Genomic DNA, 24,122 nt, shown 5'->3' with positions numbered 1-24,122 from the left:
GACGGCAGGCCGTATGTGGACTTCTGCCTCAAGCGCGGGCCGGAGTTCGGGTTCGATATTGTGCCCTATGTTGGTGACGGGATTGCCGGAAAGCAGCTCGCCCACAACTGTGGCGGCGTTCCCGAGTTGATAATCGTCAAGAACATCACCACCAACGGCCAGAACTGGATGGCCTACCATTCCGCCCTCGGTGCCACCAAGCTGGTCTATCCGAACCTCGACAATGCGCTGGTCGCGTCGAGCGCGGGGTGGAGCGACACGGAACCGACAAACACGCACTTCACCGTGGGGCATACCGGGAACACCAACGAGGACGGGTCTGAGCACATCGCCTACGTCTTCCGCTCCGTCCCGGGTTTCTCCAGGGTGTTCAGCTACACAGGCAACGCCGACGCTGACGGGCCGTTCGTGGACTTCGGGTTCACGCCGCTGGCCATGATGATGAAGAACGCCAGCGCCACTGAGAACTGGCGATTCTACGACACCGCCCGCGACCCGGAGAGTCCCGTGGACAAGATGCTGCAGCCCAACCTCTCCAACGCCGAAATGGTGGCGGAGAATTTCCGGTTCCATGCCGGCGGCATGAAAGTCGTCAGTTCCTTCGGTTCCGTGAACGGCGGTGGCCATCGGCATGTGGGCATCGCCTGGGCGGCGCAGCCCTTCAAATATTCCAACGCATTCTAGGAGGTTTCATCATGTGGAGATACCCGGACAACACCTTTCGGCAGGCCGCTCCCGCGCAGGTGGTGCAGGGCGACAGCGTCCGTCGTTTCGCGGAGCTGACCCGCGAGGAGCGCGCGGCGCTCGGCTATCACGAGGCGCGGCCGCTGCGGCGCGAACCGTTCACCAGTTACGTCACCGAGTGGCGGCTGGGCGAGGACCTGATCCTGCGGGAACAGGTCGTGGAGGCCGTGGTGGACGAGGCGGCACGGCTGGATGACGCCGCCGAGCGCAAGCGCCGCGAAATTCTGGCCGGGGCAGACGCGGCCATGGATGCGGCCACCGTGGAGTACAGCCGCGCGGAGATTGACAGCTGGCCCAAGCAAGAGGCCGAGGCACGCGCCCTGCTGGCCGACTCGACCGCCCCGGCGCCGGTCCTGTCCGGCATTGCCGCCAAGCGCGGCATCACGCTCGCACAGATGCGCGACAAGGTGCTGGCAAACGTCGAGGCCTTCGAGCTGGTGTGCGCCGAGATCCTCGGCACTCAGCAGGCCGCCGAAGAGCAGCTCAAGGCGGCCATGGACGCTGGCGACTACAACGCGATCGAGTCGCTGGCGGTTGAATACCCCGAGCCTTGATGATTGGGTGCTGATGCAATGAAAAGCCCCCCGGTTGCTTTGAGCGACCGGGGGCTTTTTTACTAGAGGGATATTTCAAGTTGTGAGCTGAAGGATAATATTTCGCGGACCTGATTCATGTCCGGCTTATACTTTGCAGAATCCTTAAGCATTTCTAACCGTTCCTCGTCATCCTTTGATCGATTAGGCTTCCTGCTTAACGACTTGGCATCTCCATCAGCACCACCGTGATATCCTGCATGAGCTAGCACGGCAGAGATTACCCGCTTAGTGGGACTCTTTTCTGAAATCTCAAACGTTGGAAGCCCGAGTCCAACCGCATCAGCTCTCCCCCGCATCAAGGCCCCAAGGTCGAAGTTGATCTTTTCAAAGGCTACCCTATTGGCGTGCTGAAGGATAAGGAACGTAGCCACCAGCGCGATTGTTCCAAAACTTGGTGATGTGTAGACCTTTGTAATGGCATGCAACCGACAGAAAATCTGCCCCATATCTCTCAGGCCTTTAAGTTTATAGAACTTTACTAGCCCTTTTAAAAGTTCAATAAGCTCGCTCTCATATTCGTAAGAGATACCAATCCGCTCATGAAGCATACCAATAAAGTCATCCATGGCAGGATCAGGCAGACTGATTTCCATGTCGAAAAAGCGCCTCAGATACACGTCTGAGTTATTCTCTTCCAACCCATAAACATGTGCGATGCTGGATAATAGTTGCTTTTTGTCTGTAGCCAATACAAATACTACTCCACGAACGCCAAAGATATGTTTTACCCGCTCCAACATTTTGATCGCATAATCTGGACGACAACGATCCAGTTCATCAATAAATATAATTAACGGCCCTGCTCCAGCCTTTGTCAGCCGGTCAGCAATCTTTTGGAGTTGTTCGCGATATTTTTGTAAATGTTTGTACTGCTGTTGATAATTGTCCAAATGACTCCACGAATCCGCTGATGCCGTAAGAACATCGAGAACATCGGCAGCATCTTCTCCAGACAATCCTTTTTCCTCAAGCGCCTGCAACACGCTGTCGATCCCGGGAACATACTTATCGGCCACTCTTCCCGCGACCCGAAAACCGAGCTTTAACAGTTCGGTCCCCCGCTTTCGCAAGGTCCCAGACATTTGGGCAACCGATCTTTTCACCTTGGGTTCAACATCCAATTTACGAAGCTGGGAAGAGATTTCTTCGGAAAAGGCTATAAACGGATCACTAGCAAAATCGGTTTCCCAAGCGTTGAACAGTAGGCAGGCATGGCCACGTGTACGAAGACTGTCGTGCCACATTCGTAAGAGCAGGCTTTTGCCCGTTCCCCACGGAGAGTCAAGCGTCACCACATATGGCTGATTCGTAATCTGCAGCAGGAGCTTTTCAAACGGTTCAATTTGCTTTTCTCGCCCCAACTTGTCGAAGTCCCAATTCTTCTCGGCGGTGTAGCCTTCCGGGACATCCGGGAGGCGACACAGAAACCCGTTTTGGTAATTATTACAACTTGTATCCATTCTACTCGCCTGCTCTTTTTTGTTTGCCCAGATCCCCACGCCTTCGCACTAAATTCCACACAGTCATAAGCCTTACTGCGTTAAACTTGGAGCATGGCACATAAAATTCATCAAAACGCACCTTGCTGTCATATTTTCTATAACCGCAGCCAAAAAAAGAGGGCCGAAGCCCTCGGGATAACTCGCTACCCCCGGTCCCGATCTTCGGGCTCGTCCTGGCTTAATCTTGAGTAAGGGCGCACCGCCTTACCTTCCCCCGCCACGTCCGGGTGAATCTTGGGATTGTATATCCCCAGCTGGGCCGCGCGTTCGTTGAAGCGCGTCTCCAGCACCACCATGGACGCACGCAGGACGTGCAGCTCGTCCACCTCCGCCATGGCCTGTTCGACTTTTTTCACGGCCTCTGAGGGCGGGTCGTAGCCTGGGTACAGCTTGCGGGTTGTTGCCGGATTCTCTGGTGCGGTCGCCGCCTCTTCGCCCGTCAGCAGCCACGCGGCGTCTGCCCCGAATTCTCGAACAATGAACGACAAAACATCGAGCTTCGGCTGGCTCGTGCCCTTCATCCACCCCGAAAGCGTTCCGGGCCCCACTCCGAGGCGCGCCGCAAAATCGTTGTGGCTCAAGCCCGCACGCTCCATGACCTGCTTGAGACGCCACCCGAAGGCACAATATTCGACTTTTTTTGCCATTGTTCGATTTTAGTATTGACTTGTTCGACTTTTTTGAATTAGGGGTGACGGTAACAGTTGATGCAGGCACCCGACACGAACACTTAACACACGCTGAAACTATGGAACCCAAAGACCCCCGTCAAGGACGCATTGCCGGATGGCTCAAGATGTCCGGCGCTTCGGTCAAGGATCTGGCCGCCCACCTCGGACTGAGCCCTGCTCAGACCAGCCGCCACTGCAACGCCGAAGAGGTGCCCGTGGCGGTGCTGGAAGGGATGCGCAGCTATCGCGCGCCCGGCGGCCAGCGTATTCCCGAATCGTACCTGCCCGCAGGCAGGGACAAGAAACCCGGCCCGCCCAAGGGCTGGCTGCAACAGCGCATCGAACAGGCCCGCGCCGAGGCGGGAGGCTAACCCCTCCCCTCTTGTGCGCGGCAATTTTTTTTACCGCCAGCGGTGAGAATTCAGGAGGTAATTTCTCATGCACGACGCCGACTTGCTCCCCCTGCTTTTTGCCCTGCAGGACAGCACCAAGCACGCACGCAGCGGCATGAAGGCCGAGCAGATCGCCGAGTTGATGGGCATCGGCTATTCGACCCTGATGAACAAGGTCGCGCCCAACGTGCACACGCACAGGCTGTCCCTGGCCGAGTTCTCGGCCCTGATCCGCTACACGCAGGATGATCGCCTGCTTTCCAAGTTCGCTGCGGCGCACGGCTACCTGATCGTCCCCATGCCAACGGGCGTGGTCGGCAACAGCGAGGCCGCTCGGACTGCGGTGCAGGCTACCGCCCGCTTCGGCGAGGTCATGCGCAGTTTCGACCACGCGACCGACCCCGACGGCCCTGACGGCCAGCGCATATCCGACGAAGAACTCAAGAAGTTTCAGGAGGCGGGCCTTGAGGCGCAGAGCTACCTCGCCCGCTTCATGGAAGCCGTCAAAACCATGCGGGAGGAGTCATGAAAAGCTTCATCATCTGGCTGTTCACCGGCAGCGAGGGGATGCTGGCCATCCAGTTTCTGCTCGGCCTGATCATTGTGCTGTACGTCGCATTCCTCGCGGGATGCCTCTGGCTGCACCTGACCGGGAGGTCCTCATGAACCGGGTGGAACGCGTCCGACGCTACCGGCAACAGGTGCTGGCGCAGCTGTTGAACAACGAGCTGGCCGATGTCGAGAGCATTTCCTTTGTGGAGCTGCTTGAGATGATGAACGTGAAGCTGGCCGCGATCCGCAGCCGCATGAACCTGCCGCTCGATCTCGAATTCGGCGGCGGCGTTGGCGGATTCAGCCAGTTCGCGGTCAGGGCCTGCGGGTTTGCCGGGGTTTTCACGCCCGGCGGCAAAGGGGTCTCGTTTGCCAAGCAAAAGCGCGAGGCGTTTTTGCGGCGTCACCTGTCATGGGAGGACCCGGACCTGTTTGATGCACAGGCGCCCTGCCCCGCACAGCCCGAACCGGCTGCCGAAAAACCGACCGGCGAGACTGTCGTGAACGACACCGCGCAGACACTGGGGAGTCTGGAGTTCACGGAACAGGCGCGGGTGAACCCGGCGGATGCGTTCCGCAACGTGGGCGAGGCCTACGACATGATGTGGGACATGGCCGGGCTCACCGAGGCCGAAGTGATGTGCGCCCTTGACGGCGCCCTGTCCGACCTCAGGAGCGGACAGGATCGGCACGCGAGGCTCAGGGTGTTGTCCTGCGCTCTCGTACTCAACGGAAAGGCCGCATAGCGCGGCATATACGGAGGTTACCATGGCACATTTCGACAGCATCCTGCGTCGCATCCACGAAACCACCGGCACCCGGACTCAGGTTCAGCTCGCCGACCAGTTGCAGGTCAAGCAGTCAAGCATATCCGACGCCAAACGCCGCGCGAGCATCCCCGATTCCTGGCTGGTCACGCTGCAGCGCGTGTTCGGCGTCAACCCCGAGTGGATCCTAAACGGCGACCCCGAGCCGCGCTGGCTTGTGCCTGCGGACGAAAAGGGCCGTCCCCTGAACGTGACCCGGGAACGGGAACGTCTGGAGCAGGAGGTGCGCAGGGAGCTGGACACCCTCGGCGTCGGCGAGCTCATCACCCGACTCCGCGAGGCCGTTCCCGGCGTGGTCATCACCGTCGGCAATGCCGCTCCCGAGAGTCAGGACGGCGAACAGGCCAGACAGCCGCAGTAAGGAGGAAGCCATGCCCGTGGAACTCAAGGAACTCTATGAATGCCGCTGCGCCCGTTGCGACGAGAGCTTTCTGGTGGCTCCGGGCACGGCCATGGTTCTGGGATACAACTCGCGCCACGGCCGCTGCCTGCACTGCAAGGCTGACCTGCACATGGAGATCGAAGGCGGCCTCGGCGGGGCGCGGATGGCCTCGGAAGTATACGACGAATGGGCCCGCCGAACCGGGTACCGGGGCGGCCCCGTGGTCCAGAAGCGCAAGCCGGTTCGCTGCGACAACGACACGTGCCTGCGCGCAGACACCTGTCTGCGGCGCACCCTGCCGCAGGACCGTGCGGAACTCGGCATGCGCGGCGACGGCCAAGGCTGCGGCTACTACATGGACGGAGGTTCGTCATGCCTGTCGTAAACCAGCACGAACAGGTGGATCGCGCCCTGCGACAGGTGGAGCGGCTTTTCGATCTGCCGCAGGTCCGCGAGGGCGGCAAGGCGCGCATCGCCTTTGCGGCCATGTCGCTTCGCACGCTCAAGGAATTCATCCCCGAGAGCGCGGTGGCGGAAACACCCCAGCCCCGCTGCGAACGGGGCGTCTACAACGAACCCTAATTTTTCGGCGGCAGCCGGTGCCGACCGACTCCGGGCCGTCCCCGGAGATGTGAATACTCGTCCCAAACGGGGGGAGGACGGCTCCCCCCATGCCTGAAAACGATATTTCCCGGCCGGGAAGCCCCCGAGAGCATGCCCTCTGGCACGCGCGAAGCACTCCGGCCCGGCCGGGAATCTCAAAAGGAGGACACGTATGTTCATCCGCATAGAACGCAATCATCTGGTGGAAGCCCTGGGCAAGGCGCTGGCCGTGTCCGGAGCCAAGGGCAACGTCTGGATCGATGCCGTATCCGGCGAGGCCGAGACCCTGACCCTGTTTGCCCTCAACGACCAGAACGGCATGGAGTACCGAACCACCCTGCCCGGCAGCGTGGTCAAGGCCGGGCGAGCCGGACTGAACGCCCGCACCGTGCACGATCTCGCCAAACGCCTGCCCACCGGGGAACTCTGCATCACGCGCAAGGAGGAAGGCGGCGTTTCCGTCACCATCGGCAGCAGCTCCTATTCCCTGCCGTGCATGGACGAGGCTGCCCGGCCGGAGCTGTGCGAGCTGCCCGATGACTTCACCGAGATTTCCGGAGACCTCTTCGGCGAAATGCTGAGCCGCGTGGACCCTTACGTGAGCCGCGACGATGCCGCCATGGAAGGGATCACCTGCGCCAAGCTCGGTTCAAGCGGCGATATCTTCCACGTGGTGGCACTGGACGGGCACCAGCTCTGCAGGACCGAGCTTGCCAACGAGGAACTCGCCGGGCTGTTTGCCGAGAATGTTCTGATCCATCACGCGAACCTGACCGTCCTGCGCCGCTGGATGACGGCGGACGACGTGCAGCTGTCCGTGACGGACAAACGGCTGTTCGCTTCCATGGCCGACGGAGCCGGGGTTTTCGAGGTTCTGACCGTGCCGCGCAGCCTGTTCGCGTTCCCCGACGTCCATTCCATCATCGGCAAACTGGATACCGCCGAGACCCGGGTTGAGATTTCCCGCGAGGCCATGGACGCCACCCTGACTCGCATGGGGCTCTTCTCCGGAAACGGCGTTGGCCTGTTCTTCGAGGACAAGGGCCTGCGGTTTTGCACTTCGGACGACTCCGGCCGCGGCATGGAGTTTCTGGAGGCTGCGGTGACGGGCGGCATCAAGCGCGTGGCCATGCCCATCAAGGTTCTGCGTACCGCGCTCTCCCGCTTCGATTCGGCCAAGGTCACGCTCACGGTCTGCACCGTACCCGGTCCCTGCGGGGTGACGGGCGAAGACGACCCGGGCGTACTGGTCATCGCCATGCCGCTGGACATTGCCGACGACGGGTGGAGCCAGTTCGAGTAAACACCCGGATTTCTTGCGCTTTATCCTTGCGCCACCGGGTAAGAATGCTAGTATTTACGAATAGTTACAAAACCAAACAGACACAACACGGAGGTACGCATGTTTGAGGTTTTTGACGCACTCGTTCCGCAGGGCGGCACACTCGCCATCAGCGTGAGCCGCGCGGATCAGAAGCGATTGACCGTGTCTATCCTGCCTCGTTTTTCCGAAGTCGGAGAGCACAAAAACGCTCTGCTCAAGCCGATCACCGTGAAGGGAACGCCCGCAGAGCTGGACGAGTTTATCGTCTCGGAACTTACAGGATTTGCACAGGACGTGGCCGATTTTGATTCCACACTGGAACAGGCTCGCGAACAACTCAAGCAACAGGGTAAAGCCGCACGCGCCAAAGCTGGAGGTGGCAATCCGGACCGCACGCTAGGCGAGGCCGACGAAGCTCAGGTGGAGACTCTTTGCCAGACCTTGCCCGGTTCCGACCCGTTCAAGGAGACTCTCGGCAAAGCCTGTTCCGCAACACTCGAAGCCGCATTTGGCAAAGCCGAAGATATCGCCGTTCTTCGCCCTCTGGCGACCGAGTTAAAAAAGATCGTTGGCAAGGAAGCCGAAGGTTACTTCGAGCAGCGACTGACCGCACTCTACAAAGACGGCAAGGGCGACAAATCCGCCGTTGGCAAGGAGTTGGAAAAGGTCACGGGCAAAACGCTTGCCGACCTCGGACTCAAGGCTAAACAGGCATCCATGTTTTAGGAGGCGCCATGACAATTGAAGCGAAGAGCATGTCCAGAGTGTTTAGGTGCAAGGTAGGCGGCGAGGAGCGCACCCTGCCCGACCCGGACCAGAGCATGACCCCTGAACAGGTTATGCGTCACTACGCCGGGACGTATCCCGAACTGACAAACGCCGTGATCTCGGCCCCGGACGTCAAACAGGATGAAGTCGTATGGACGTTCGCCGTGAACGTGGGCCGGAAAGGCTGATCTCCATAAGCCAGTATGTACGGAGGTTGAAACAGTGCGAGCAGCAGATCGAATCGAATCCGGAGCCGACAGGCCAGGAACTTACGCTTCTACACCAAGGCTTCGGCAGGTTGATGGAGAAGCACCTCGGTTCGCGGCAGCGGTACGGAACGGAGCGGGAAACGCCCATGCCCGTGCCGCGCAGGCTGCTCGGTACCCTGTGACGTTTCCTGATGTTTCTGCCATACCCCCCTCCCTCAAGTGGCAGGATGCGGCTCGGGCCCAAGGGCGACTCGACCGCATCCTGCCCGACCCCGTTCGCGACCTCTGCGACCTGTGGGCCATGGTGGGCAATACCGGCTGCATCAAGGGCTTGAATGTCCCCGAGCACGCCCGTCCCGAGGACGTCTTCGTCGCCCTCTGGCGCGCATTCAAAGTTGCCGCAAACTCCGATTTCATGGTGGTTTCATTGGACCGGGACAGCGCCGGGCGGCTAGCCATCGACACACTCGCAGAGGGGGCGGAAGAACCGTGGGGGCTCTTCGTCTCCGGAGACCAGCTCTTTCTCCTGTCCGAGGTTAATCCAGAAGCATACCGACTCGTTGCCGCAGTGCTGCGCCACATGGGCCAGATCCTGAACATCGACATGCTGTCAGAATGGCGCCTGGAACAATTCGCGGACAGCGTGGCCGAGAATATGGACTTCATGGGCGACGAGGACGCCGCAAAGGAAATGGAGGCCGAGTATACGTCAATCCGTGAACGGATGGACAGGATGCCCGAGATGTTTGGATCTCTTCCGGGCGGGGGGCTTTCAGCAGACATGATTTTTCACCAGTGCGAAAGCCGGACTATCCCGCCGGAGTTCTCCCGGTGGGGGCGGCGTGCACTGCTTCGGGCCAGACATGTGGGCAATCTCCAACGCTATTTCGACCGAGACGCCTTCGACACCTGCTATGGCTGCGAGGGGCTGATTTTCCTCGACTGTGTGGGGGTCATCTGGGAGGGCCACTTCACGAGCATGACCGAAATGTACCTCGACGCGGAATACCAGCAGGGCTTTGTCCCCCCTCTTTTTTCTGCCCGGTTCACGGCAACATCCGAATTTTCCTTCAGCAGCTTCGCGCGGCGACAACGCCGGAAAGAACGTTGTTTTGAACAGCTTTCGGACTCGTTTGACGAACTCCGAAGGCTCATGACCAACGAGGTGGCCAAGCATGAGTGATATCGAGATTCCCATGAACGACTTTCAGGCCAAGGCGGTGCTTGTGGTGTACGGCCGTAACGGCGAGCGGAGAGACGCGATTTTTTCGGCCTATGGCCTCGACCACAGCAGCAAGACCGAAGAATACTACGTCGAGACATTCCCGGCCACCGAAGGCCCGGATGGTATCGAACTCGGTGCGGGAAAGCCCATGAGCATGGCGTTTCTACGCGACATGGTGAAAGGGCTTGCCGAAGGACATCTGGTATTCGACGGACTCGGGTTGTTGCCGGATACCGTTCTTTCCACCAGAGCCGACGGCGATCTAGCATGGTATCGCCCGGCGGGCCCGCAGAGCGTGTTCATCGAGTATCAGGGCAGACAGGTACGAGGCATGGCCCGTTACCCCGCAATGCTTTTCATGCTCAAGAACACGAACCTCTATGCCTTTGCCCTCAAAACCGGAAAGGAACGCCCTTCCGAGCACAGCGGGGTTTTTCGCATGCCCCTTCTGAACGGCTACTCAGACGGCCATCTTTGTATGGGGTCGGCACGGGTACCAAAGGAAGGACTTGCCGCCGAACGCATGGAAAAGGGCGAGGATGCCTTCTTCCAGTCCACCTTCAATCACAATTTCACCGGCAATCACAAGCTGGTCCACAGCGGGGACGTCGTGGAGCTGTGGGAACGGCTTGTCCGAACGGGCACCCCCTTCCCGGAAGAGCAGCTTGTACGTTTCAAGCCCGGCGCAACAATTGCCGACATGCTGAGGGAGCACGGATTCTGATGCATTGGGACTACTTGAGACTATCGGATCAACTGGAGCATCGGATCCACGTCGTATTGGCCGGTTGCGGCGGCACCGGCAGCGCGGTGTTACGCGAACTGGCCCGCATGGATGCGGCCTTGCGTCAGCTGGACCATCCGGGTCTGTTCGTGACCGCATGCGACCCGGACCGGGTGTCTGAGGCCAATCTCGGGCGGCAGCTCTTTTATCCGCCCGAGGTCGGACACAACAAGGCCGCGGTGCTGATCACCCGCATCAATCGCGACTTCGGCCTCGACTGGGAAAGCAGGCCTATCCGCATCCATCCTGACCATGAACACAGGCTACAGGTGTACGGTCGTCGCAATCGCATGCTCGTGTCCTGTGTGGACTCAGGCGCAGCTCGCGTCGGCCTCGGCCAGATGGTTGCCAATGAAGTCTTCTCGCTCTGGCTCGACTTCGGCAACGGCAGGGATTTCGGTCAGGTCGTCCTCGGTACCGCACCAGCTACGCAGCGGAACTGCTCGTTCGGCACGCTCTCTGACAGAGGGCTACCGGAGTCGGTCAAGCCGCTGCCCACGGTGCTCGACCTGCTGCCCGGCGCGGGGCAAGACGACCCGGACGACGGGCCCAGTTGCTCCATGGCCGAGGCGCTCCGACGGCAGGACCTCTTTATCAACACAACACTCGCGGTGCTCGGCGTCGGCCTCATCTGGGACTGCATCCAGAACAAAGGTCTGGACTATCACGGTCTGTTCCTGAACCTGCGAACCAAAGAAGCCCGGCCCGTGCCCGTTGACCCGAACTATTGGCGCCGGTGCGGGTGGGAACTCCCCGCAGAGTGGCGGAGCGTCCTGCATCTGCGCCTCAAGCGGCAGTGGTTTGACGAGATCGCCAGCGGCCGCAAAAGGGTCGAGTTCCGCGCCCGGACCGACTACTGGCGCAAGCGCCTTGAGGACAAACATTTCGACGAAATCCGTTTCGTCAACGGCTACGGCAGTGACCGCCCGTGGATGCGGGTGGCCTACGAAGGGCTCTACAAGTCCCGTTGGAACGACGAGCCCGCCTACGCTCTGCGGCTTGGCGAGGTTCTGGAAATCGGCAACTACGGAGGAAGAAACACATGACCAGTAATCCCCTCTCCTTGGAGCGCGAGCTCGACGCGGTTATCGGCCTTTTGCGCACGGCCGAGCAGCAGGGCTTCTTCTGGCTCTGCGGATGTTGCGGCCAGATCATCCCGGACGAGGACTACACCTATGCTCAGGGCTGCCCCAAGTGCGGCGCCGATGATGTGAACGTGGAAGAGATCGCGCCCGCTGATCTCTGCGGTCGGATGGCCAAGCGTCTAGAGGAATTGAGGCCCGAACAGGAGTTCGAGCGCGGCTATGCATTCTGCGCGGCGTTTGTGACCTCGCAAAAATGGCATGTGACGCCGGACGATCTCTGGATGGACTTCCCCGCAGGATGGGATGCCCTCGAAGCGCTGCACCTTCCCGAACACGATTGGGGAATCCTTAGCAGGGCCTACCGTCGGGGTGAGAACGGGGAAATCCTCCGTAGGCAGGGCGACGATGAATAAGATTCTCTTTCGTGAATGTCCGAAATGTCATGGATACGGCGTGCTGGACAGCGGCAGGAACTGCACGTTCTGCGGTGGATCCGGACACGGCGGCCTTCACGGCGACGGTGTTATCGGCAGCGGGGAAATCATGATCGACAAGGACAGCGGGCGGCGCATCACGCCCAGCGAGCTGGCCCGAAGCATCCGAGCAAAGCGCAGGGAGAAAACGGCGTGATCTGCGCAGGCTGCATTCACCAGCCCGAATGGACCTACTCGGCGCTGCTGTTCACTGCCAGGTGCGCTCGGATGGGGTGGAGGCTGGAACGGACCTTGTTCGAAGAGCACGAGGTGTTCCACGTCCGGGAGACCGGGCAGCGGGTGCGCGTCACCTACTGCCCGGCCCGGCAGCAGGAGGGAGAAGACAGATGAAACGAGCCAAGAAGAACATGGACGAGCTGCGGCGACATCTGGAGGCCATGCGCTCGCATGGTCATGGCCCGGCGCGGGTGTTCGAGGATTGGGTGGCGCTGTGCTTCTACGCCCTGCAACGCGACGACGAAAGCTATCTTGAAATCATGGGCCGGTACGACAACGCCATACGCATTGACGGCATGCGGCCGGCGGATCGGTTCGCGGCCGCGTTCGCCTGTCTCGTGCAGGCCATGGAGGCCAGCAACAGCGAACTCCTCGGCGACCTCTTCATGGAGTACGCAAGCGACAAGTACACGGGGCAATTTTTTACGCCGTGGTCGGTCAGCTCCATGATGGCGGAGCTGGTCACACCAGCGGAAGGCGAGCGGTGTCTTGACTGCGCATGCGGCGCAGGGGGGCAGCTCGTCGCCGCCGGTCTGGCCATGCGCCACGCAGGTCACGACGTCCGAAAGAGCCTGTTCATGGGCGTGGACATCTCGTTTACCTGCTGTGCCATGACCGCGATCAACCTCACCCTGCGCGACCTGCCCGGTGTGGTGGTCCACGGCGACAGCCTCCGGCTCCTGACGTGGGCCGGCTGGAAGATCGTCCGTACTCCGCTCATGCCGCCCAGATTGGTGCGCATGACGACCGAAGAAGCAACGGAATGGATGGAAGGCCCGGTCCGCGTGGGACTTGAGCAGGAACGGGCCAAAGAGGAAGAACGCGGTGCCGAGGAGCCGGAAGTGGCCATGCCTCCCAAGCCCGCTTACGCAGACATGCCCATGTTCAGGGGGATGACATGAATACTAACGAACAGATGGTGATTCAGGACGGGCCGGCTGCGGCCCTTTCCCGGCTGATGGAACAGATTCAGCCCGAGCTGTCGCAAGATCAGCTGACGGAGTTGCAGGAGCTGTTTTCGCGCGCCGTGGCTATGGGAGTGAGCCAGGCCTTCGGCCGGGCCGCCCGGCTTGAAGAGATGCGGCGCAAGATCATGCTGACGCCTACCGAAGCGGCGGAGCTCATAGGCGTCCCGGCCAAGACCCTGAGCAACTGGCGCAGCGCGGGCCGTGGCCCGGACGTGGTCAAGCATGGGGGAAAGGTCCTCTACCCCGTGAAGGATTTAGAGAAGTGGACGGAGGCGAACCGTGTCAAGAACTTGTAAAGCGTTTATCGATGTAGGACACCGCCTGCTGCCGCACGTCCGGGCACAGGTGGGCATACCGTTGGGTCTGGCTGAGACTTTTATGGCCCAGCAACTGACTGATCACATAGAGCGGGATGCCGTCGCTGGCCAGCCAGCTCGCGAACGTATGCCGGAGCGTGTGGAACACGACTTTATAGCGATTGTCTTCAATGCCCTTGTTCAATTTCAGAGCTTCGACCGTGCGTTCGTAGGTGTCGCTGATGGCCGTGATCTGCTTCCCGGTCCGGCTCGGGAACACAAGGTGCCCCATGGGGGTGATCGGCATGGTTCCGAACACTTCATTCATGAGTGTCGGCGTCATATGGACAGTGCGGCTCTCTCCGTTTTTAGTGTCCTCTGCTCGTATCATCGCCGCGTCCAAGTCGATGTGCTCACCGCGCAGCCGAAATATCTCCGAAGCGCGAAAGCCGGTGTGCAGGCTGACCATGGCCATGCGCCAGACCTGATCGCTACGAAGTCTCAACCCTTCCATGAGCTGACGCGCCTCCCCGTTTGTGAGAAAGCGCACCCGCTGAACGTCAGCCTTGGGAAACTTGATGCCTCTGGTGGGGCTGCGACCGTGCCACACGTCCCATTCGCTCATCTTGCGATAGAGCGACCCCACGAGGCCAATAACCTTCTTGGCGGTACTCGGGGCAAGTTTGACGAGAAGGTCGGCCTTCAGGTCCTCCAGTTCAAGCGTACCGATTCTGTCGAGCCTGAGGTGGGACAGTCTGTCCTTCAGGTGGGTCTCATAACGCATGCGCTCGGAGTCAGGGTCGGCAAGCGTGGCGATATGCCGTTGATCGAACATGTCCCAAGCCTCGCCGAAGGTGATGTTCTTTCGGGTCGCCATCAGGTCACCGTGACGTTGCTTCTGCAGGCGCTCGGCTCGGATCTGGCTGGCCTTGGCGGCAGTGTAGCCCTCGGAGAGGTATCCGACTTTCTCCCAGACCTTCTTGCCGCGCAAATCCTTGTACGTTATGTCGAAGCAAACATCAGGCTTGCCTTGATGCCGCCGGCGCTTGCTCACGCGCTTGTACACACCTGGAAAACGTGTCGAGTCTCTGCCCATGCCCTGCTACCTTTTGGCTACCCAATGGCGGTTTTTGCTACCTATTTGAGACCCACGAGCGGGAACAAGCGGGAATCTCTGGGACTGAAAAGCCTTTGTAGGCCGTGCATTTGGGAACGTCAAGGACGTAACGGGCATGGCAAGGAAGGCCGTGCAAACGGACTACGAATCCGTAGGTCGGAGGTTCGAATCCTCCCGGGCGCGCCACAAAAGATTTCAAGCCCTTGCAGTGTTCATCACCGCGAGGGCTTTTTCTTTGCCCGCCATCTTCGGCTCGGTCTCTTCCCCTCCCCCGCAAGGCCCTTCCTTCAGCTGCATCCCCTTTACCGTCGACAGCACCCCCCTGCCGCCCTGCCGACCCTTCATTTCCCATATTATCCTTCCTATTATCATGTGAATCAGGTATCTATACGCAGGTCCTGTATCCTTCGGCGGACAATGAACCGGCAAACCCTTCAGCCCTGCCGCCGCCCCGGGGATGCGCAAAAGACCACAGACGGAGTCCTGCATAATGGATACACAACCCTTCATCTCTCTCGTCCAGAACGCCTCCCTGCTTCTTGCGGCGGCCCTGTTGTTCGAGCTTGCCGGCCACCGTTTCGATCTGCGTCACGATCACTTCAAGGACTTCACCATCGGGCTGGGCATCGGGCTCCTCGGCGTCATGATAATGCTCACCCCGTGGACCATCATGCCCGGTGTGGTCTTCGACACCCGCTCCGTTCTCATCGGCATCAGCGGTCTTCTCTTCGGGACCATCCCAACGATCGTCGCCATGATCATAACCAGCGTGTTCCGCCTCGCGTCCGGCGGAGCAGGAGCCCTGACCGGCACCCTTGTCATCCTGTCGTCCGGGATAATCGGCATCATCTGGCGACATCTTCGCAGGGATTCCCTCCATGAAATGACCTGGAAGGAGCTTTACGGATTCGGCCTCGTGATTCACGTGGTCATGCTGCTACTCATGCTTACGTTGCCTGACAGCGTGGACATGACGGTTCTGTCGCGGATCACGCTTCCTGTCATGCTCATCTACCCGGTAGGCACCGCCTTGCTTGGCATGATGGTCATTCAGTGTCTTCGCCGAGAACACACGGAGCGCAGGCTCAAGGAAAGCGAGGAACGTTTCAAGCGCGCCATGGAAGCCAGCAGGGACGGCATCTGGGACTGGGACATCCAAAGCGGCACGGTGTATTTCAGTCCGGGATACAAGGCCATGCTGGGGTACGCCCCGAACGAGTTCGGCACGGATAAAGGGTCTTGGACCGACCTGATTCATCCCGACGATTACGAAGAAGTTATGCGGGCCAATCAGGACTGCATAGCAGGCAGGTTCGACGAGTTCGAAGTCGAATACCGCATGCAGCACCGCGACGGGACATGGCGCTGGTTCCTCGGCAGAGGAAAAGCCGTGGAGCGGGATGCGGAAGGAAACGCGCTGCGCATGGTCGGCACCCACACTGACACCACGCGCAGAAAGCGCGCGGAGCAGGCGGTAAGGGCCAACGAGAAACGCCTGAGAAGTTTGCTTGATGACGTGGACATGGTAGCGGTCCAAGGGTACGACGAACAGCGTCGGGTCATCTACTGGAACAGCGCCAGCGAACAGTTTTATGGATACACGCGGGAGGAGGCGCTTGGGCAGCCGCTGGAAGACCTCATCATCCCGGAAGAGCTCCGCGAGCAGGTCATTCACGACATTCACAACTGGCTGGTGAACGGTGTTCCCATCCCCGCCGGGGAGCTCATTTTGCGGCACAAGGACGGTTCCGGGGTTCCGGTATATTCCTCGCACGCCCTGCAGACCAACCCCTTCGGCGAAAAGGAACTCTACTGCATTGACGTTGACCTGAGCGAAATCCGCAAAACTCACGACCAGCTGGTATTAGCCAAGGAGCTGGCCGAGTCCGCAAACCGGACCAAGTCGGAGTTTCTGGCAAATATGAGCCACGAGATCCGAACTCCGCTCAACGGCGTCCTCGGCATGCTTGAACTGCTGCGCTCCTCCGGGCTTTCCAGCGAGCAGGTGAATTACGTCCGCACCGCCATGACCGCCTCGAAGCGGCTGACGCAGCTGCTCAGCGATATCCTCGACCTCTCGCGGGTGGAGGCCGGAAAACTGTCCATTCACTACCAGCCGATGGACATCTCGGAAGTAACCGAACACGTCAGAGAGCTTTTTCAGCCCACTGCGGAACAGGCGGGCATCGAAATCCGAGAATACATTCATCCGGACGTCCCACGGGAACTCTCGGGCGACCCCTCCCGAATTCAACAGGTTCTCTTCAATCTGGTGGGCAACGCAGTCAAGTTCACGACGCAGGGCCACATCAGCATGGAAGTCTACCCCCTCCCCGAGCCACGGCCCGGACAATGGAGGCTTCTCTTTGCCGTGGAGGACACCGGCTGCGGCATCGACGACGATCTGGCCGAGGAGCTCTTCGAGCCCTTCACTCAGGCAAGCCGCGGCTTTCAGCGCACACATCAAGGGGCGGGGCTTGGCCTGACAATCTGCAAACGGCTCGTGAAGCTCATGGGCGGCGACATAACGCTGGAAAGTCAGCCGGGTGAGGGCACCACCATCTTCTTCTGCACCACCTTCCACGCACATTCGGCGGAGGCTGTTCCTGAAGCCCTCTCTCACCGAGGCCAAGGGCCGGACAAGGTGATCCGCAACGTCCTGCTCGCCGAGGACGACAGGGTGAACAGAGTGGTGACCGAGAAACAGCTTCAGAAGCTCGGTTGTCACACCACCGCCGTTACCAATGGCCGCGAGGCGCTTGACATACTTGAGCGGGAGCCAATCGACCTCGTTTTCATGGATGTACAGATGCCGGTTCTGGACGGGGTCGATGCCGTCTCATCCCTGCGGTCCGGACTGGCAGGCGAACTGAACCGCAACGTCCCCGTCATAGCTCTCACCGCCTACGCCATGAATGGCGACAGGGACCACTTCCTTCAAGTCGGCATGGACGGTTACCTCCCCAAGCCAGTCGACCTTCAAGAGTTAAGCGATGCGATCCGAGGATTCGGCAGGCTGCCGAATGAGGACTGAACCACCCTAGGCGCCCCCTGCTTCTGATCATTGCAGCGTACCATCCTTGCGCACGCCATGCACTGCGAGTGCTCAAAACAATGGCACCCTCCGGGCCGGACCGGGATTGAAAGGAAGTGTGACGTGTCCTTTTCCTTCAAGTCCGGCAGCAGAGGGTGCCATATAATACCATTCTACAGAAATCGTGCCGAAACGTCAGCGTCTGGCGAATCCCTCGGAGGTGAAGGTCATGGAACCGATCAGGCCGAAGGTTGTGGCCAGCCGAAAGTCGATGTCCATGCGGTCTCCCGAGGAGAGCCTGAACGAGTCGCCCTTGTTGAGAGGCGTCTGGCGTGCGGTGAGCAGCAGCTTCTCATCCAGCCCGTTGCTCCATGCGCGTTCGATGGTGTAATCCCCCTGAGGCAGCTGGTACACCCCGCCGGCCTTCCACGGCACAAGGATGTCGTGGCCGCTGGGGGTGCCGAGCTTCAGAGCCAGCACTTCGCGCGGCTCAAGGTTGATATAAAACGCGGAGCGCGGTTTGCCCGGCGTTTCGCGCACAATGCGGTAGCGATGGACGTCCGGGCGGTTGTTGTCCACCTGATACTTGTCCATGAAGTTGTCGGGGTCTAGGATGATCTCCCATCCAAGGTCCTGCCCGGTGTTGTCCCAGGGCACGGCCACGAACCCCTTGAAATTCACCACTTCGCCGGAGCCGCCCCAGATTCCTTCGAGAATGAGTTGATCACCCACCACCGCGTTGAGGGTCTCCCCGGCACGCACGAAACACGGGCGGCCGTTGAGCCAGCACACGAGCACCGGACTGTCGTCGTTGGGAGCTTCAGGCAGCCGCCCCTGCCAGCGGACCTTGGCGGAGGCCACCGAACGTCCGTCCGAGCGCAGTTCGAGTTTCGAAAACTGTTTCAGGGCCATGCGCCGTGCGGAAAGCAGGTTCACGCCCGGGCGATCCGAGGCAAACAGCGCCAGCTCAGGAGAGAACGCGTTTGAACCGGCCTCCAGCGTCTTCACGTCAAGCGTTGCTCCGGGAGAAAGCGAAATGCTCCGGCCGTTCCGGAGTGGGCGCCCGTTAACCGAGACCTCGACGTCCTTGCCGGCATAGGCCAGCACGTCGTCTCGAGTGAAATCCGGCAGCTGCACTTCCACCCCGTACTCGTGAAGCAGCATGGCCGTGGCGTGAAGCTGTTGCGCGACCTTCCAGTCCAGCTGGCGGATGTCCTTGCTGACCTCCACCGCCATGGCGGGAATGCCCAACGCGGTCAGCGCATAGCAGGTCAGCGATTTACGCATCTCGGGATATTCGGTCGCACGATCAAAGGTGCGGGTATTGAACAGCTTGAACTGGTAGTCCCGCGAATTGATGCGGTCATTGATTTTGGCGAGCACCGTGTTCACGCGGCTGCCCATCTCGATCTTACCATCCCAGTTCAGGGTGTCCACGATGATGGACTGCCCGTACCGGAAGGGATTTCGCATCTTGTCGATGTATTCGGGATAATAGAAGCCCGACCCCTCGTGCAGGTGGATGAAGGCGTCGGAGCGCTGAAGGAGAAAGCGGATGACCCGCGCGCAGCGGTCCTCGTAGAACCGGTTGTAGTCCTGATCGAACCGCCGGTTCATGTCCACGTTGACCTGACGGCTGCGCAGATGGATGGACGGGACATTGGCGCGCGGCAGGACGATGAGGTTGCCACGCAGAACCTTGGAGCGGGTCAGGAGCTGTGCGGTGACGAATCCCGAGGGCTCGTCGCCCTGAATGCCGCCCTGCACCATGATGGTGGGACCGGGCAGTTCGCCCTGTATGAAGTATGCCTTGAGGGGGTACTGGGTGCCGCTGAAAAACACGTGCTCCCATGACCCCGCCTGAGCAGGCAGGACGCACAGGGCGGTCAGCAGCAGGCTAAGCCAGAATGTTATAGAGCGGATAGGTTTCCGAGAAAATGACCTTGTCATCGTCGCCCTTGATTTTCACCCTGAGCCCGAAAATGTCGTCAGCTTTCAGGCCGTCCGGTAGCAGAAAGGTGGTTCGTATGCGCTTGAAGCGCTGAATCTGGAAGGTCAGGTCGTTGCGGTTGACCTTCACCCTGGCATCGGTGCCGTCCTTCCTGACAAAGACGAAATCGACCACTCCCCCGACGGGATTGGAGTTCTGGAGATTATTGAGTTCGAAGGACACCGTGACCTTGCGCTTGCTCACCTTGGCCTGAAGGTTTTCCACGCCGACCTGACGGGTATCTTTTCGGGTGAAGATGCGATTGAGGTTCAGCTCGGGTTCCTTGGGCGCGGGCTCGGCGGCTGATGTCAGCAGAGCCTGAAGCTCCTTTGGATCATAGGACTTGAGGATCTTTTCCATGTTGCTGAGACGCTCAAGGCGAACCTGAGCGTCCACCAGCCGCTGCTCGAGGATCTTCTTTTCGGCGCTGAGGTTCTTTGTTTCCTTCCACCCGCGCATGCCGAAGTAGACGCCGCCGACAGCGCACAGGAGCAGAAACATCTGGCTGAACAGGAAAAGCCTGAGCCAGAACGGGCTGAGACGGTAACGGCGCACGTTGGCGTCGTCCCGCATGAACAGCACGCTGTACTTGGAATGAGTCATTAAAGGCGTCTCCAATCCTCACGCTCGATCTTCCAGCCCTTTTCAGCCGGAGAGAGAACCAGTGTCTTCATGCCTACGTCTGAATAACCGGAGGCATCTTCGTACCGTTGCAGGAAGCTGACCTTGAGGCCGGACGGGTGCAGATCCACGTCCATTTTTTCAAGCGCGACCTTAACAGGTGGTTTTTCTTCCCACAATGTCTTTTTATAGTCCACGATGCGCTCGATGCCGCGATGGCTGCCGGACACCGCATCCTCGTCGTACATGGCGGCATAGCGCCCGGCGTCCGCACTGCGCCAGGCATCGGCCCAGCGCCTGACAAAATCCTTTGCCTGCGAACCTTTCTCGCGCAGATAATCCGGGACCAGATCGCGGCTGGCCGGGATGTACTCCCTGCCCACCACGGTCCATTCGCCCTGCTCGTTCTTCTGCCAGTACAGACGCTTGCCCACTGTCTGGGTCAGCACCGGAGAGCGGTAGAGCTGGTCGAACCACGTCACCCAGTAGTCCGGGCCGCGCATGGCCTTGACCCCGTCCACCATGACGTGAATCCACGGCGTGCTGCGGAAGATGCTCTCCTTGTGATTGCGGAACCCCTTGAAGCTGCCGGGCTCGGCCTTCGTGAACTTCTTCGGGTCGTACAGTTCGAAGAAAGCCTCGGAACGACTCTCCCACGCGCGGGCCCACTCGCGGACGAGTTCCGCCATTTCAGGAGCTTCGCTCTCGCTCTCATGGGCGTCCCACTCGATGTCCTCGCCGATGACCACGGGCATTCCGTAGCGGGAATCCCCATTGAGGGTCTTCAGATCGGGAACAGTGAGAGCCACGCATCCGGCAGTGTCGCGCGGCACGAGCTGCTTCCCCCGGCCGTGCAGCCAAATCCCGGACCCGGTCTTGCCCTTCAGGCGGTCCACCGGGTTGGGGTAGTTGAGGGAATAGGCGAGGTCGCCGTACAGCTCCCAATTAAGATTGCGTTTGATTCTGGGACCCAGAAAATACACGCCCTCTGGCGTGCGCAGGTCGCCCCGCACCTGTTTGTCCCCGAGCACCTGCCCCGTGGTGCAGGGCAGCTCGCTGACTACCTTGAGGGGGCTTTTGCGCTCGAGCAGCAGCAGTCTCTGATCGCCCTTGTCGATTGCCAGCAGGGAGGTCGGGCCCTCCGGATTGGCAACGATCCTGGGCCGCCAGCCGTCGGCCAGCGCCGTGGTGGCGGCTGACAGGAGGATGATGAGCGTCAGTAGTGTGCGCATTGATTCCGGTTAACGTTTCGCAGCTTCCAGCAACTGGCTGCGGGTGAAGATGGATTCGAGGGAGAGTCCGGCCTCTTCGAGCTTTTCCCGGCCACCCTCTTCACGGTCCAGAACGGAGAGCACGGAAACGATCTCGAACCCGGCGTCGCGAACCCGCTCACAGGCGGTGACCAGCGTGCCGCCGGTGGTGACCACATCTTCCAGAAGCGCCACCTTGGCGCCGTCGGGAAGATTCCGAAGCCCCTCAAGGTACTGGTTCGTGCCGTGCCCCTTGGATTTCTTGCGGATGATGAACCCGGGAAGCGGATGGCCTTCCACATGCGAGAGCACGGTCACGGAAGAGACCAGAGGATCCGCGCCGAGCGTCATGCCGCCGACGGCCTGCACTTCGGGCCGCCCCTTGAGCATTTCCAGAAAGCATTTGCCTATGAGCCAGCTGCCTTCGGGGTGCAGTGCGGTCTGCTTGCAGTCGAAGTAGTAATCGCTCTTCTTGCCGGAAGTGAGGGTCACTTCGCCTTCAACATAGGAAAGCTGCATCAGCAGCTTGGCAAGGCCGACTTTCAACTCTTCCATTCGTTATTCTCCAAACACGCGGTTGAAAACCGTGTTTTCGTATCTTTTGTAATATGTTGGGTCGAACGCTTCGTCAAGAGCGCTCGATTCCAGATGCTCGGCCACTTCTGCGTCGCTGCGAATCTCGTCTTCGAACTGCAGCCGACCGTTCCAGCAGCGCATGGCGACCTTCTGCACCATCTCATACGCCTGCTGACGCTTGAGCCCGGCGGCGATGAGTTGACCGAGCACCCGCTGGGAGTAGAAAAGGCCGTAGGAACCCATGAGATTCCTGTGGATATTGTCCTCTTTCACCACCAACCTGTCGATCACTCCTGCCATGCGGCGCAGGATGTAGTCCATTAAAATTGTACTGTCGGGCATGATCACCCGCTCCACCGAGGAGTGGCTGATATCGCGCTCGTGCCACAGCGCCTGGTTCTCCATGGACGCGACGGAGTTGGTGCGCACGATGCGGGAGAGCCCGCAGAGGTTTTCGGCGGAGATGGGATTCTTCTTGTGCGGCATGGCCGATGATCCCTTCTGCCCCTTGGTGAATCCCTCTTCCACTTCCAGCACTTCCGTGCGCTGCAGATGCCGCAGCTCGGTGCCGAGGCGCTCTATGCCGCCGGCGATCATGGCCAGCGTGGTAAAGAAATGCGCGTAACGGTCACGCTGCACGATCTGGGTGGAGTGCGGATCCGCCTTGAGGCCGAGAATCTCCAGCGAGCGCTCCTCGATCTCCGGGGAGAGGTGGGCGAAGGTGCCGACGGCTCCGGAGAGCTTGCCGACGCGGATTCCCTCCATGGCGGCCAGCAGGCGCTCGCGGTGGCGTGCAAACTCCGCGTAGAACCCGGTGAACTTGAGCCCGTAGGTGGTGGGCTCGGCGTGGATGCCGTGCGTGCGGCCCATGCAGAGCAGCCCCTTGTGCTCGAAGGCGCGGCGGCGCAGCACTTCCAGCAGATTGTCGAGGCTGTCCAGCACCACCTTGGCGGCGCGGGTCAGCAGCACGCCGTTGGCGGTGTCCACTATGTCCGAAGAGGTGCAGCCCAGATGGATATAGCGCGAGGCCGGGCCGACCTTCTCTTCCACGGCGGTCAGGAAGGCGATGACGTCGTGCTTGGTGGTCTGCTCGATTTCGAGGATGCGGTCGAGGTCGAAGTCCGCCTTTTCGCGGATGTCCTTAATGGCGTCGGCGGGAACCTGTCCCTGCTCATGCCATGCCTCACAGACCGCCAGCTCCACTTCGAGCCAGACGCGAAACTTGTTCTCAAGAGTCCAGAGATCAGCCATTTCCGGACGGGAATACCGTTCAATCATGCCCTTCTCCCGAAATCGTTGTCGGTTTGTTTAGGCCGTAAAAAAAGGCAGCCTCGGCTGCCTTCATTGCATCCGGTCAGGCGTCGGCCTGCGAGGATGCACTTCCCGAAGCGCTCTGGGCGGAGTCGCTCGGAGAACTGCCTCCGGAAGCGGCGGAAGCCGCGTCACCGGAATCCCCGGACGAGGTATCGGCGGCCTCGCCGCCTCCCTCGCCCGAATCAGCGGCCGTCTGACCATCCACGTCCTTCTTCCCGCCGTATTCCGTGACATACCACCCGGAACCCTTGAGGATAAAAGACGTGTTGGAAATCAGCCGCTTTCCCGCCGCGCCGCATTCGGGACATTCCTGATCCACTTCGTCGAATCCGGACTGCCATTCCTCGAACACGCGGGCGCACTTTTCGCATTGATATTCGTAGATGGGCATGGGGGCCCTCACCTCCGGTGAAAACTACTTGGCTGCAGCAGCCTTGGCTTCCTTGATGCGGGCCTTGAGGTTCTTTTCGCGGCGCTGACGCCTGCGGTCGAGCTTCTTCTTGCGTTCGTGCTTCTTGTGTTTGGCCATGGTATTCTCCTTGAATGCGGCCCTCGGGCCGATTTGATTCTTGCGAGCCGAGA

At 60.2% G+C, this 24,122-nt stretch carries 32 protein-coding genes; 22 read left to right on the top strand and 10 right to left on the bottom strand.

The genetic code is table 11. The annotated features are described in order from the left end of the window. On the top strand, window positions 1-684 hold a 684-nt coding region (locus BR24_RS04740), incomplete at its 5' end, for a DUF7483 domain-containing protein (RefSeq protein ID WP_496540349.1). Window positions 685-695: 11 nt separating this feature from the next. Further along, entirely contained in the window at window positions 696-1,298 is a 603-nt protein-coding gene (locus BR24_RS04735; protein ID WP_496540348.1) for a hypothetical protein, read from the top strand. A 62-nt stretch (window positions 1,299-1,360) separates the two neighbouring features. Here the strand turns inward: BR24_RS04735 and BR24_RS04730 are convergent, their stop codons facing one another. Further along, window positions 1,361-2,800 (bottom strand): KAP family P-loop NTPase fold protein, encoded by a 1,440-nt coding sequence (locus tag BR24_RS04730; protein ID WP_496540347.1) that lies wholly within the window; start codon window positions 2,798-2,800, stop codon window positions 1,361-1,363. Between the two features lie 185 nt (window positions 2,801-2,985). Further along, window positions 2,986-3,489 carry a helix-turn-helix domain-containing protein gene (locus tag BR24_RS04725; protein WP_496540346.1) on the bottom strand — a complete coding sequence of 168 codons (504 nt, stop codon included), beginning with the start codon at window positions 3,487-3,489 and terminating at the stop codon, window positions 2,986-2,988. Window positions 3,490-3,590: 101 nt separating this feature from the next. Between BR24_RS04725 and BR24_RS04720 the strand changes: the two genes are divergently transcribed. From BR24_RS04720 to BR24_RS04630, 19 genes are all read left to right on the top strand, one after another. Further along, on the top strand, window positions 3,591-3,884 hold the full coding sequence (locus tag BR24_RS04720; protein ID WP_496540345.1) for a hypothetical protein: 294 nt from the start codon (window positions 3,591-3,593) through the stop codon (window positions 3,882-3,884). Window positions 3,885-3,951: 67 nt separating this feature from the next. Continuing rightward, complete coding sequence (locus tag BR24_RS04715; RefSeq protein WP_496540344.1) at window positions 3,952-4,434, top strand: phage regulatory CII family protein; 483 nt, start codon at window positions 3,952-3,954, stop codon at window positions 4,432-4,434. After that, window positions 4,431-4,571, top strand: a complete 141-nt coding sequence (locus BR24_RS04710; RefSeq protein ID WP_462965848.1) for a hypothetical protein — start codon at window positions 4,431-4,433, stop codon at window positions 4,569-4,571. Before BR24_RS04715 ends, BR24_RS04710 begins: the two co-directional genes overlap by 4 nt. Beyond that, window positions 4,568-5,203 carry a hypothetical protein gene (locus BR24_RS04705; RefSeq protein ID WP_496540343.1) on the top strand — a complete coding sequence of 212 codons (636 nt, stop codon included), beginning with the start codon at window positions 4,568-4,570 and terminating at the stop codon, window positions 5,201-5,203. Before BR24_RS04710 ends, BR24_RS04705 begins: the two co-directional genes overlap by 4 nt. Window positions 5,204-5,225: 22 nt before the next feature. Next, the gene (locus tag BR24_RS04700) at window positions 5,226-5,645 is read left to right on the top strand and encodes a helix-turn-helix domain-containing protein (RefSeq protein WP_496540342.1); all 420 of its coding nucleotides are present in this window, start codon (window positions 5,226-5,228) and stop codon (window positions 5,643-5,645) included. A gap of 10 nt (window positions 5,646-5,655) precedes the next feature. After that, window positions 5,656-6,051, top strand: a complete 396-nt coding sequence (locus BR24_RS04695) for a hypothetical protein (protein ID WP_496540341.1) — start codon at window positions 5,656-5,658, stop codon at window positions 6,049-6,051. Beyond that, a complete protein-coding gene (locus BR24_RS04690; RefSeq protein ID WP_018125150.1) occupies window positions 6,039-6,248 on the top strand; it encodes a hypothetical protein in 210 nt (69 codons plus the stop codon). The genes BR24_RS04695 and BR24_RS04690 overlap by 13 nt, the downstream gene beginning before the upstream one ends. A 193-nt stretch (window positions 6,249-6,441) precedes the next feature. After that, a complete protein-coding gene (locus BR24_RS04685) occupies window positions 6,442-7,572 on the top strand; it encodes a hypothetical protein (protein ID WP_496540340.1) in 1,131 nt (376 codons plus the stop codon). Between the two features lie 99 nt (window positions 7,573-7,671). Then, window positions 7,672-8,319 carry a PRTRC system protein E gene (locus BR24_RS04680; protein WP_496540339.1) on the top strand — a complete coding sequence of 216 codons (648 nt, stop codon included), beginning with the start codon at window positions 7,672-7,674 and terminating at the stop codon, window positions 8,317-8,319. Between the two features lie 8 nt (window positions 8,320-8,327). After that, window positions 8,328-8,549: a PRTRC system protein C gene (locus BR24_RS04675; RefSeq protein ID WP_496540338.1), complete on the top strand. Its 222-nt coding sequence runs from the start codon at window positions 8,328-8,330 to the stop codon at window positions 8,547-8,549. Beyond that, the gene (locus BR24_RS04670) at window positions 8,513-8,752 is read left to right on the top strand and encodes a hypothetical protein (RefSeq protein WP_496540337.1); all 240 of its coding nucleotides are present in this window, start codon (window positions 8,513-8,515) and stop codon (window positions 8,750-8,752) included. The genes BR24_RS04675 and BR24_RS04670 overlap by 37 nt, the downstream gene beginning before the upstream one ends. Further along, window positions 8,749-9,753 carry a hypothetical protein gene (locus BR24_RS04665; RefSeq protein ID WP_496540336.1) on the top strand — a complete coding sequence of 335 codons (1,005 nt, stop codon included), beginning with the start codon at window positions 8,749-8,751 and terminating at the stop codon, window positions 9,751-9,753. The genes BR24_RS04670 and BR24_RS04665 overlap by 4 nt, the downstream gene beginning before the upstream one ends. After that, complete coding sequence (locus BR24_RS04660) at window positions 9,746-10,519, top strand: hypothetical protein (RefSeq protein WP_496540335.1); 774 nt, start codon at window positions 9,746-9,748, stop codon at window positions 10,517-10,519. Before BR24_RS04665 ends, BR24_RS04660 begins: the two co-directional genes overlap by 8 nt. Then, a complete protein-coding gene (locus BR24_RS04655) occupies window positions 10,519-11,625 on the top strand; it encodes a PRTRC system ThiF family protein (protein WP_496540334.1) in 1,107 nt (368 codons plus the stop codon). The genes BR24_RS04660 and BR24_RS04655 overlap by 1 nt, the downstream gene beginning before the upstream one ends. After that, window positions 11,622-12,077, top strand: coding sequence for a hypothetical protein (locus BR24_RS04650; protein WP_496540333.1), 456 nt, complete (start codon window positions 11,622-11,624; stop codon window positions 12,075-12,077). The genes BR24_RS04655 and BR24_RS04650 overlap by 4 nt, the downstream gene beginning before the upstream one ends. Beyond that, window positions 12,070-12,294 carry a hypothetical protein gene (locus BR24_RS04645; RefSeq protein ID WP_496540332.1) on the top strand — a complete coding sequence of 75 codons (225 nt, stop codon included), beginning with the start codon at window positions 12,070-12,072 and terminating at the stop codon, window positions 12,292-12,294. The genes BR24_RS04650 and BR24_RS04645 overlap by 8 nt, the downstream gene beginning before the upstream one ends. Continuing rightward, on the top strand, window positions 12,291-12,488 hold the full coding sequence (locus tag BR24_RS04640; RefSeq protein ID WP_496540331.1) for a hypothetical protein: 198 nt from the start codon (window positions 12,291-12,293) through the stop codon (window positions 12,486-12,488). The genes BR24_RS04645 and BR24_RS04640 overlap by 4 nt, the downstream gene beginning before the upstream one ends. Beyond that, window positions 12,485-13,276 carry an N-6 DNA methylase gene (locus BR24_RS04635; RefSeq protein ID WP_496540330.1) on the top strand — a complete coding sequence of 264 codons (792 nt, stop codon included), beginning with the start codon at window positions 12,485-12,487 and terminating at the stop codon, window positions 13,274-13,276. Before BR24_RS04640 ends, BR24_RS04635 begins: the two co-directional genes overlap by 4 nt. Further along, on the top strand, window positions 13,273-13,638 hold the full coding sequence (locus tag BR24_RS04630) for a helix-turn-helix domain-containing protein (protein ID WP_496540329.1): 366 nt from the start codon (window positions 13,273-13,275) through the stop codon (window positions 13,636-13,638). Before BR24_RS04635 ends, BR24_RS04630 begins: the two co-directional genes overlap by 4 nt. Here the strand turns inward: BR24_RS04630 and BR24_RS04625 are convergent. Continuing rightward, the gene (locus BR24_RS04625; protein WP_496540328.1) at window positions 13,625-14,692 is read right to left on the bottom strand and encodes a tyrosine-type recombinase/integrase; all 1,068 of its coding nucleotides are present in this window, start codon (window positions 14,690-14,692) and stop codon (window positions 13,625-13,627) included. The genes BR24_RS04630 and BR24_RS04625 overlap by 14 nt on opposite strands. Before the next feature lie 258 nt (window positions 14,693-14,950). Further along, on the bottom strand, window positions 14,951-15,244 hold the full coding sequence (locus BR24_RS04620; protein ID WP_496540327.1) for a hypothetical protein: 294 nt from the start codon (window positions 15,242-15,244) through the stop codon (window positions 14,951-14,953). 1 nt (window position 15,245) lies between these two features. On the opposite strand from BR24_RS04620, the gene BR24_RS04615 reads away from it, so the two are divergent. Beyond that, window positions 15,246-17,789: a PAS domain-containing protein gene (locus tag BR24_RS04615; RefSeq protein WP_496540326.1), complete on the top strand. Its 2,544-nt coding sequence runs from the start codon at window positions 15,246-15,248 to the stop codon at window positions 17,787-17,789. Between the two features lie 195 nt (window positions 17,790-17,984). Here BR24_RS04615 and BR24_RS04610 read toward each other — a convergent pair whose 3' ends face one another. From BR24_RS04610 to BR24_RS04585, 6 genes are all read right to left on the bottom strand, one after another. Further along, complete coding sequence (locus tag BR24_RS04610) at window positions 17,985-19,631, bottom strand: M14/M99 family metallopeptidase (protein ID WP_496540325.1); 1,647 nt, start codon at window positions 19,629-19,631, stop codon at window positions 17,985-17,987. Window positions 19,632-19,686: 55 nt separating this feature from the next. Next, window positions 19,687-20,382, bottom strand: coding sequence for a hypothetical protein (locus BR24_RS04605; RefSeq protein ID WP_496540324.1), 696 nt, complete (start codon window positions 20,380-20,382; stop codon window positions 19,687-19,689). Beyond that, window positions 20,382-21,632, bottom strand: a complete 1,251-nt coding sequence (locus tag BR24_RS04600) for a L,D-transpeptidase family protein (RefSeq protein WP_496540323.1) — start codon at window positions 21,630-21,632, stop codon at window positions 20,382-20,384. The genes BR24_RS04605 and BR24_RS04600 overlap by 1 nt, the downstream gene beginning before the upstream one ends. 9 nt (window positions 21,633-21,641) lie before the next feature. Then, window positions 21,642-22,205 carry an orotate phosphoribosyltransferase gene (gene pyrE / locus BR24_RS04595; protein WP_496540322.1) on the bottom strand — a complete coding sequence of 188 codons (564 nt, stop codon included), beginning with the start codon at window positions 22,203-22,205 and terminating at the stop codon, window positions 21,642-21,644. A 3-nt stretch (window positions 22,206-22,208) separates the two neighbouring features. Then, the gene (purB, locus tag BR24_RS04590) at window positions 22,209-23,504 is read right to left on the bottom strand and encodes an adenylosuccinate lyase (RefSeq protein ID WP_496540321.1); all 1,296 of its coding nucleotides are present in this window, start codon (window positions 23,502-23,504) and stop codon (window positions 22,209-22,211) included. Window positions 23,505-23,580: 76 nt separating this feature from the next. Then, window positions 23,581-23,931 carry an FmdB family zinc ribbon protein gene (locus BR24_RS04585; protein WP_496540320.1) on the bottom strand — a complete coding sequence of 117 codons (351 nt, stop codon included), beginning with the start codon at window positions 23,929-23,931 and terminating at the stop codon, window positions 23,581-23,583. Window positions 23,932-24,122: the final 191 nt, after the last annotated feature.

The sequence above is a fragment of the Pseudodesulfovibrio halophilus DSM 5663 genome (assembly GCF_059568665.1).
The sequence above is the reverse complement of the archived record's forward strand: the minus strand, read 5'-3'. Positions and strand labels throughout refer to the sequence as shown.

What these genes read in the sequence shown, in the direction of transcription:
- BR24_RS04605 (WP_496540324.1), bottom strand. Translation starts at nt 20,382, where the DNA reads ATGACTCATTCCAAGTACAGCGTGCTGTTCATGCGGGACGACGCCAAC.
- BR24_RS04645 (WP_496540332.1), top strand. Translation starts at nt 12,070, where the DNA reads ATGAATAAGATTCTCTTTCGTGAATGTCCGAAATGTCATGGATACGGC.
- BR24_RS04675 (WP_496540338.1), top strand. Translation starts at nt 8,328, where the DNA reads ATGACAATTGAAGCGAAGAGCATGTCCAGAGTGTTTAGGTGCAAGGTA.
- BR24_RS04585 (WP_496540320.1), bottom strand. Translation starts at nt 23,931, where the DNA reads ATGCCCATCTACGAATATCAATGCGAAAAGTGCGCCCGCGTGTTCGAG.
- BR24_RS04720 (WP_496540345.1), top strand. Translation starts at nt 3,591, where the DNA reads ATGGAACCCAAAGACCCCCGTCAAGGACGCATTGCCGGATGGCTCAAG.
- BR24_RS04660 (WP_496540335.1), top strand. Translation starts at nt 9,746, where the DNA reads ATGAGTGATATCGAGATTCCCATGAACGACTTTCAGGCCAAGGCGGTG.
- BR24_RS04695 (WP_496540341.1), top strand. Translation starts at nt 5,656, where the DNA reads ATGCCCGTGGAACTCAAGGAACTCTATGAATGCCGCTGCGCCCGTTGC.
- BR24_RS04730 (WP_496540347.1), bottom strand. Translation starts at nt 2,800, where the DNA reads ATGGATACAAGTTGTAATAATTACCAAAACGGGTTTCTGTGTCGCCTC.
- BR24_RS04650 (WP_496540333.1), top strand. Translation starts at nt 11,622, where the DNA reads ATGACCAGTAATCCCCTCTCCTTGGAGCGCGAGCTCGACGCGGTTATC.
- BR24_RS04700 (WP_496540342.1), top strand. Translation starts at nt 5,226, where the DNA reads ATGGCACATTTCGACAGCATCCTGCGTCGCATCCACGAAACCACCGGC.
- BR24_RS04630 (WP_496540329.1), top strand. Translation starts at nt 13,273, where the DNA reads ATGAATACTAACGAACAGATGGTGATTCAGGACGGGCCGGCTGCGGCC.
- BR24_RS04600 (WP_496540323.1), bottom strand. Translation starts at nt 21,632, where the DNA reads ATGCGCACACTACTGACGCTCATCATCCTCCTGTCAGCCGCCACCACG.
- BR24_RS04635 (WP_496540330.1), top strand. Translation starts at nt 12,485, where the DNA reads ATGAAACGAGCCAAGAAGAACATGGACGAGCTGCGGCGACATCTGGAG.
- BR24_RS04725 (WP_496540346.1), bottom strand. Translation starts at nt 3,489, where the DNA reads ATGGCAAAAAAAGTCGAATATTGTGCCTTCGGGTGGCGTCTCAAGCAG.
- BR24_RS04710 (WP_462965848.1), top strand. Translation starts at nt 4,431, where the DNA reads ATGAAAAGCTTCATCATCTGGCTGTTCACCGGCAGCGAGGGGATGCTG.
- BR24_RS04680 (WP_496540339.1), top strand. Translation starts at nt 7,672, where the DNA reads ATGTTTGAGGTTTTTGACGCACTCGTTCCGCAGGGCGGCACACTCGCC.
- BR24_RS04705 (WP_496540343.1), top strand. Translation starts at nt 4,568, where the DNA reads ATGAACCGGGTGGAACGCGTCCGACGCTACCGGCAACAGGTGCTGGCG.
- BR24_RS04615 (WP_496540326.1), top strand. Translation starts at nt 15,246, where the DNA reads ATGGATACACAACCCTTCATCTCTCTCGTCCAGAACGCCTCCCTGCTT.
- pyrE (WP_496540322.1), bottom strand. Translation starts at nt 22,205, where the DNA reads ATGGAAGAGTTGAAAGTCGGCCTTGCCAAGCTGCTGATGCAGCTTTCC.
- purB (WP_496540321.1), bottom strand. Translation starts at nt 23,504, where the DNA reads ATGATTGAACGGTATTCCCGTCCGGAAATGGCTGATCTCTGGACTCTT.
- BR24_RS04690 (WP_018125150.1), top strand. Translation starts at nt 6,039, where the DNA reads ATGCCTGTCGTAAACCAGCACGAACAGGTGGATCGCGCCCTGCGACAG.
- BR24_RS04620 (WP_496540327.1), bottom strand. Translation starts at nt 15,244, where the DNA reads ATGCAGGACTCCGTCTGTGGTCTTTTGCGCATCCCCGGGGCGGCGGCA.
- BR24_RS04735 (WP_496540348.1), top strand. Translation starts at nt 696, where the DNA reads ATGTGGAGATACCCGGACAACACCTTTCGGCAGGCCGCTCCCGCGCAG.
- BR24_RS04655 (WP_496540334.1), top strand. Translation starts at nt 10,519, where the DNA reads ATGCATTGGGACTACTTGAGACTATCGGATCAACTGGAGCATCGGATC.
- BR24_RS04670 (WP_496540337.1), top strand. Translation starts at nt 8,513, where the DNA reads ATGGACGTTCGCCGTGAACGTGGGCCGGAAAGGCTGATCTCCATAAGC.
- BR24_RS04685 (WP_496540340.1), top strand. Translation starts at nt 6,442, where the DNA reads ATGTTCATCCGCATAGAACGCAATCATCTGGTGGAAGCCCTGGGCAAG.
- BR24_RS04715 (WP_496540344.1), top strand. Translation starts at nt 3,952, where the DNA reads ATGCACGACGCCGACTTGCTCCCCCTGCTTTTTGCCCTGCAGGACAGC.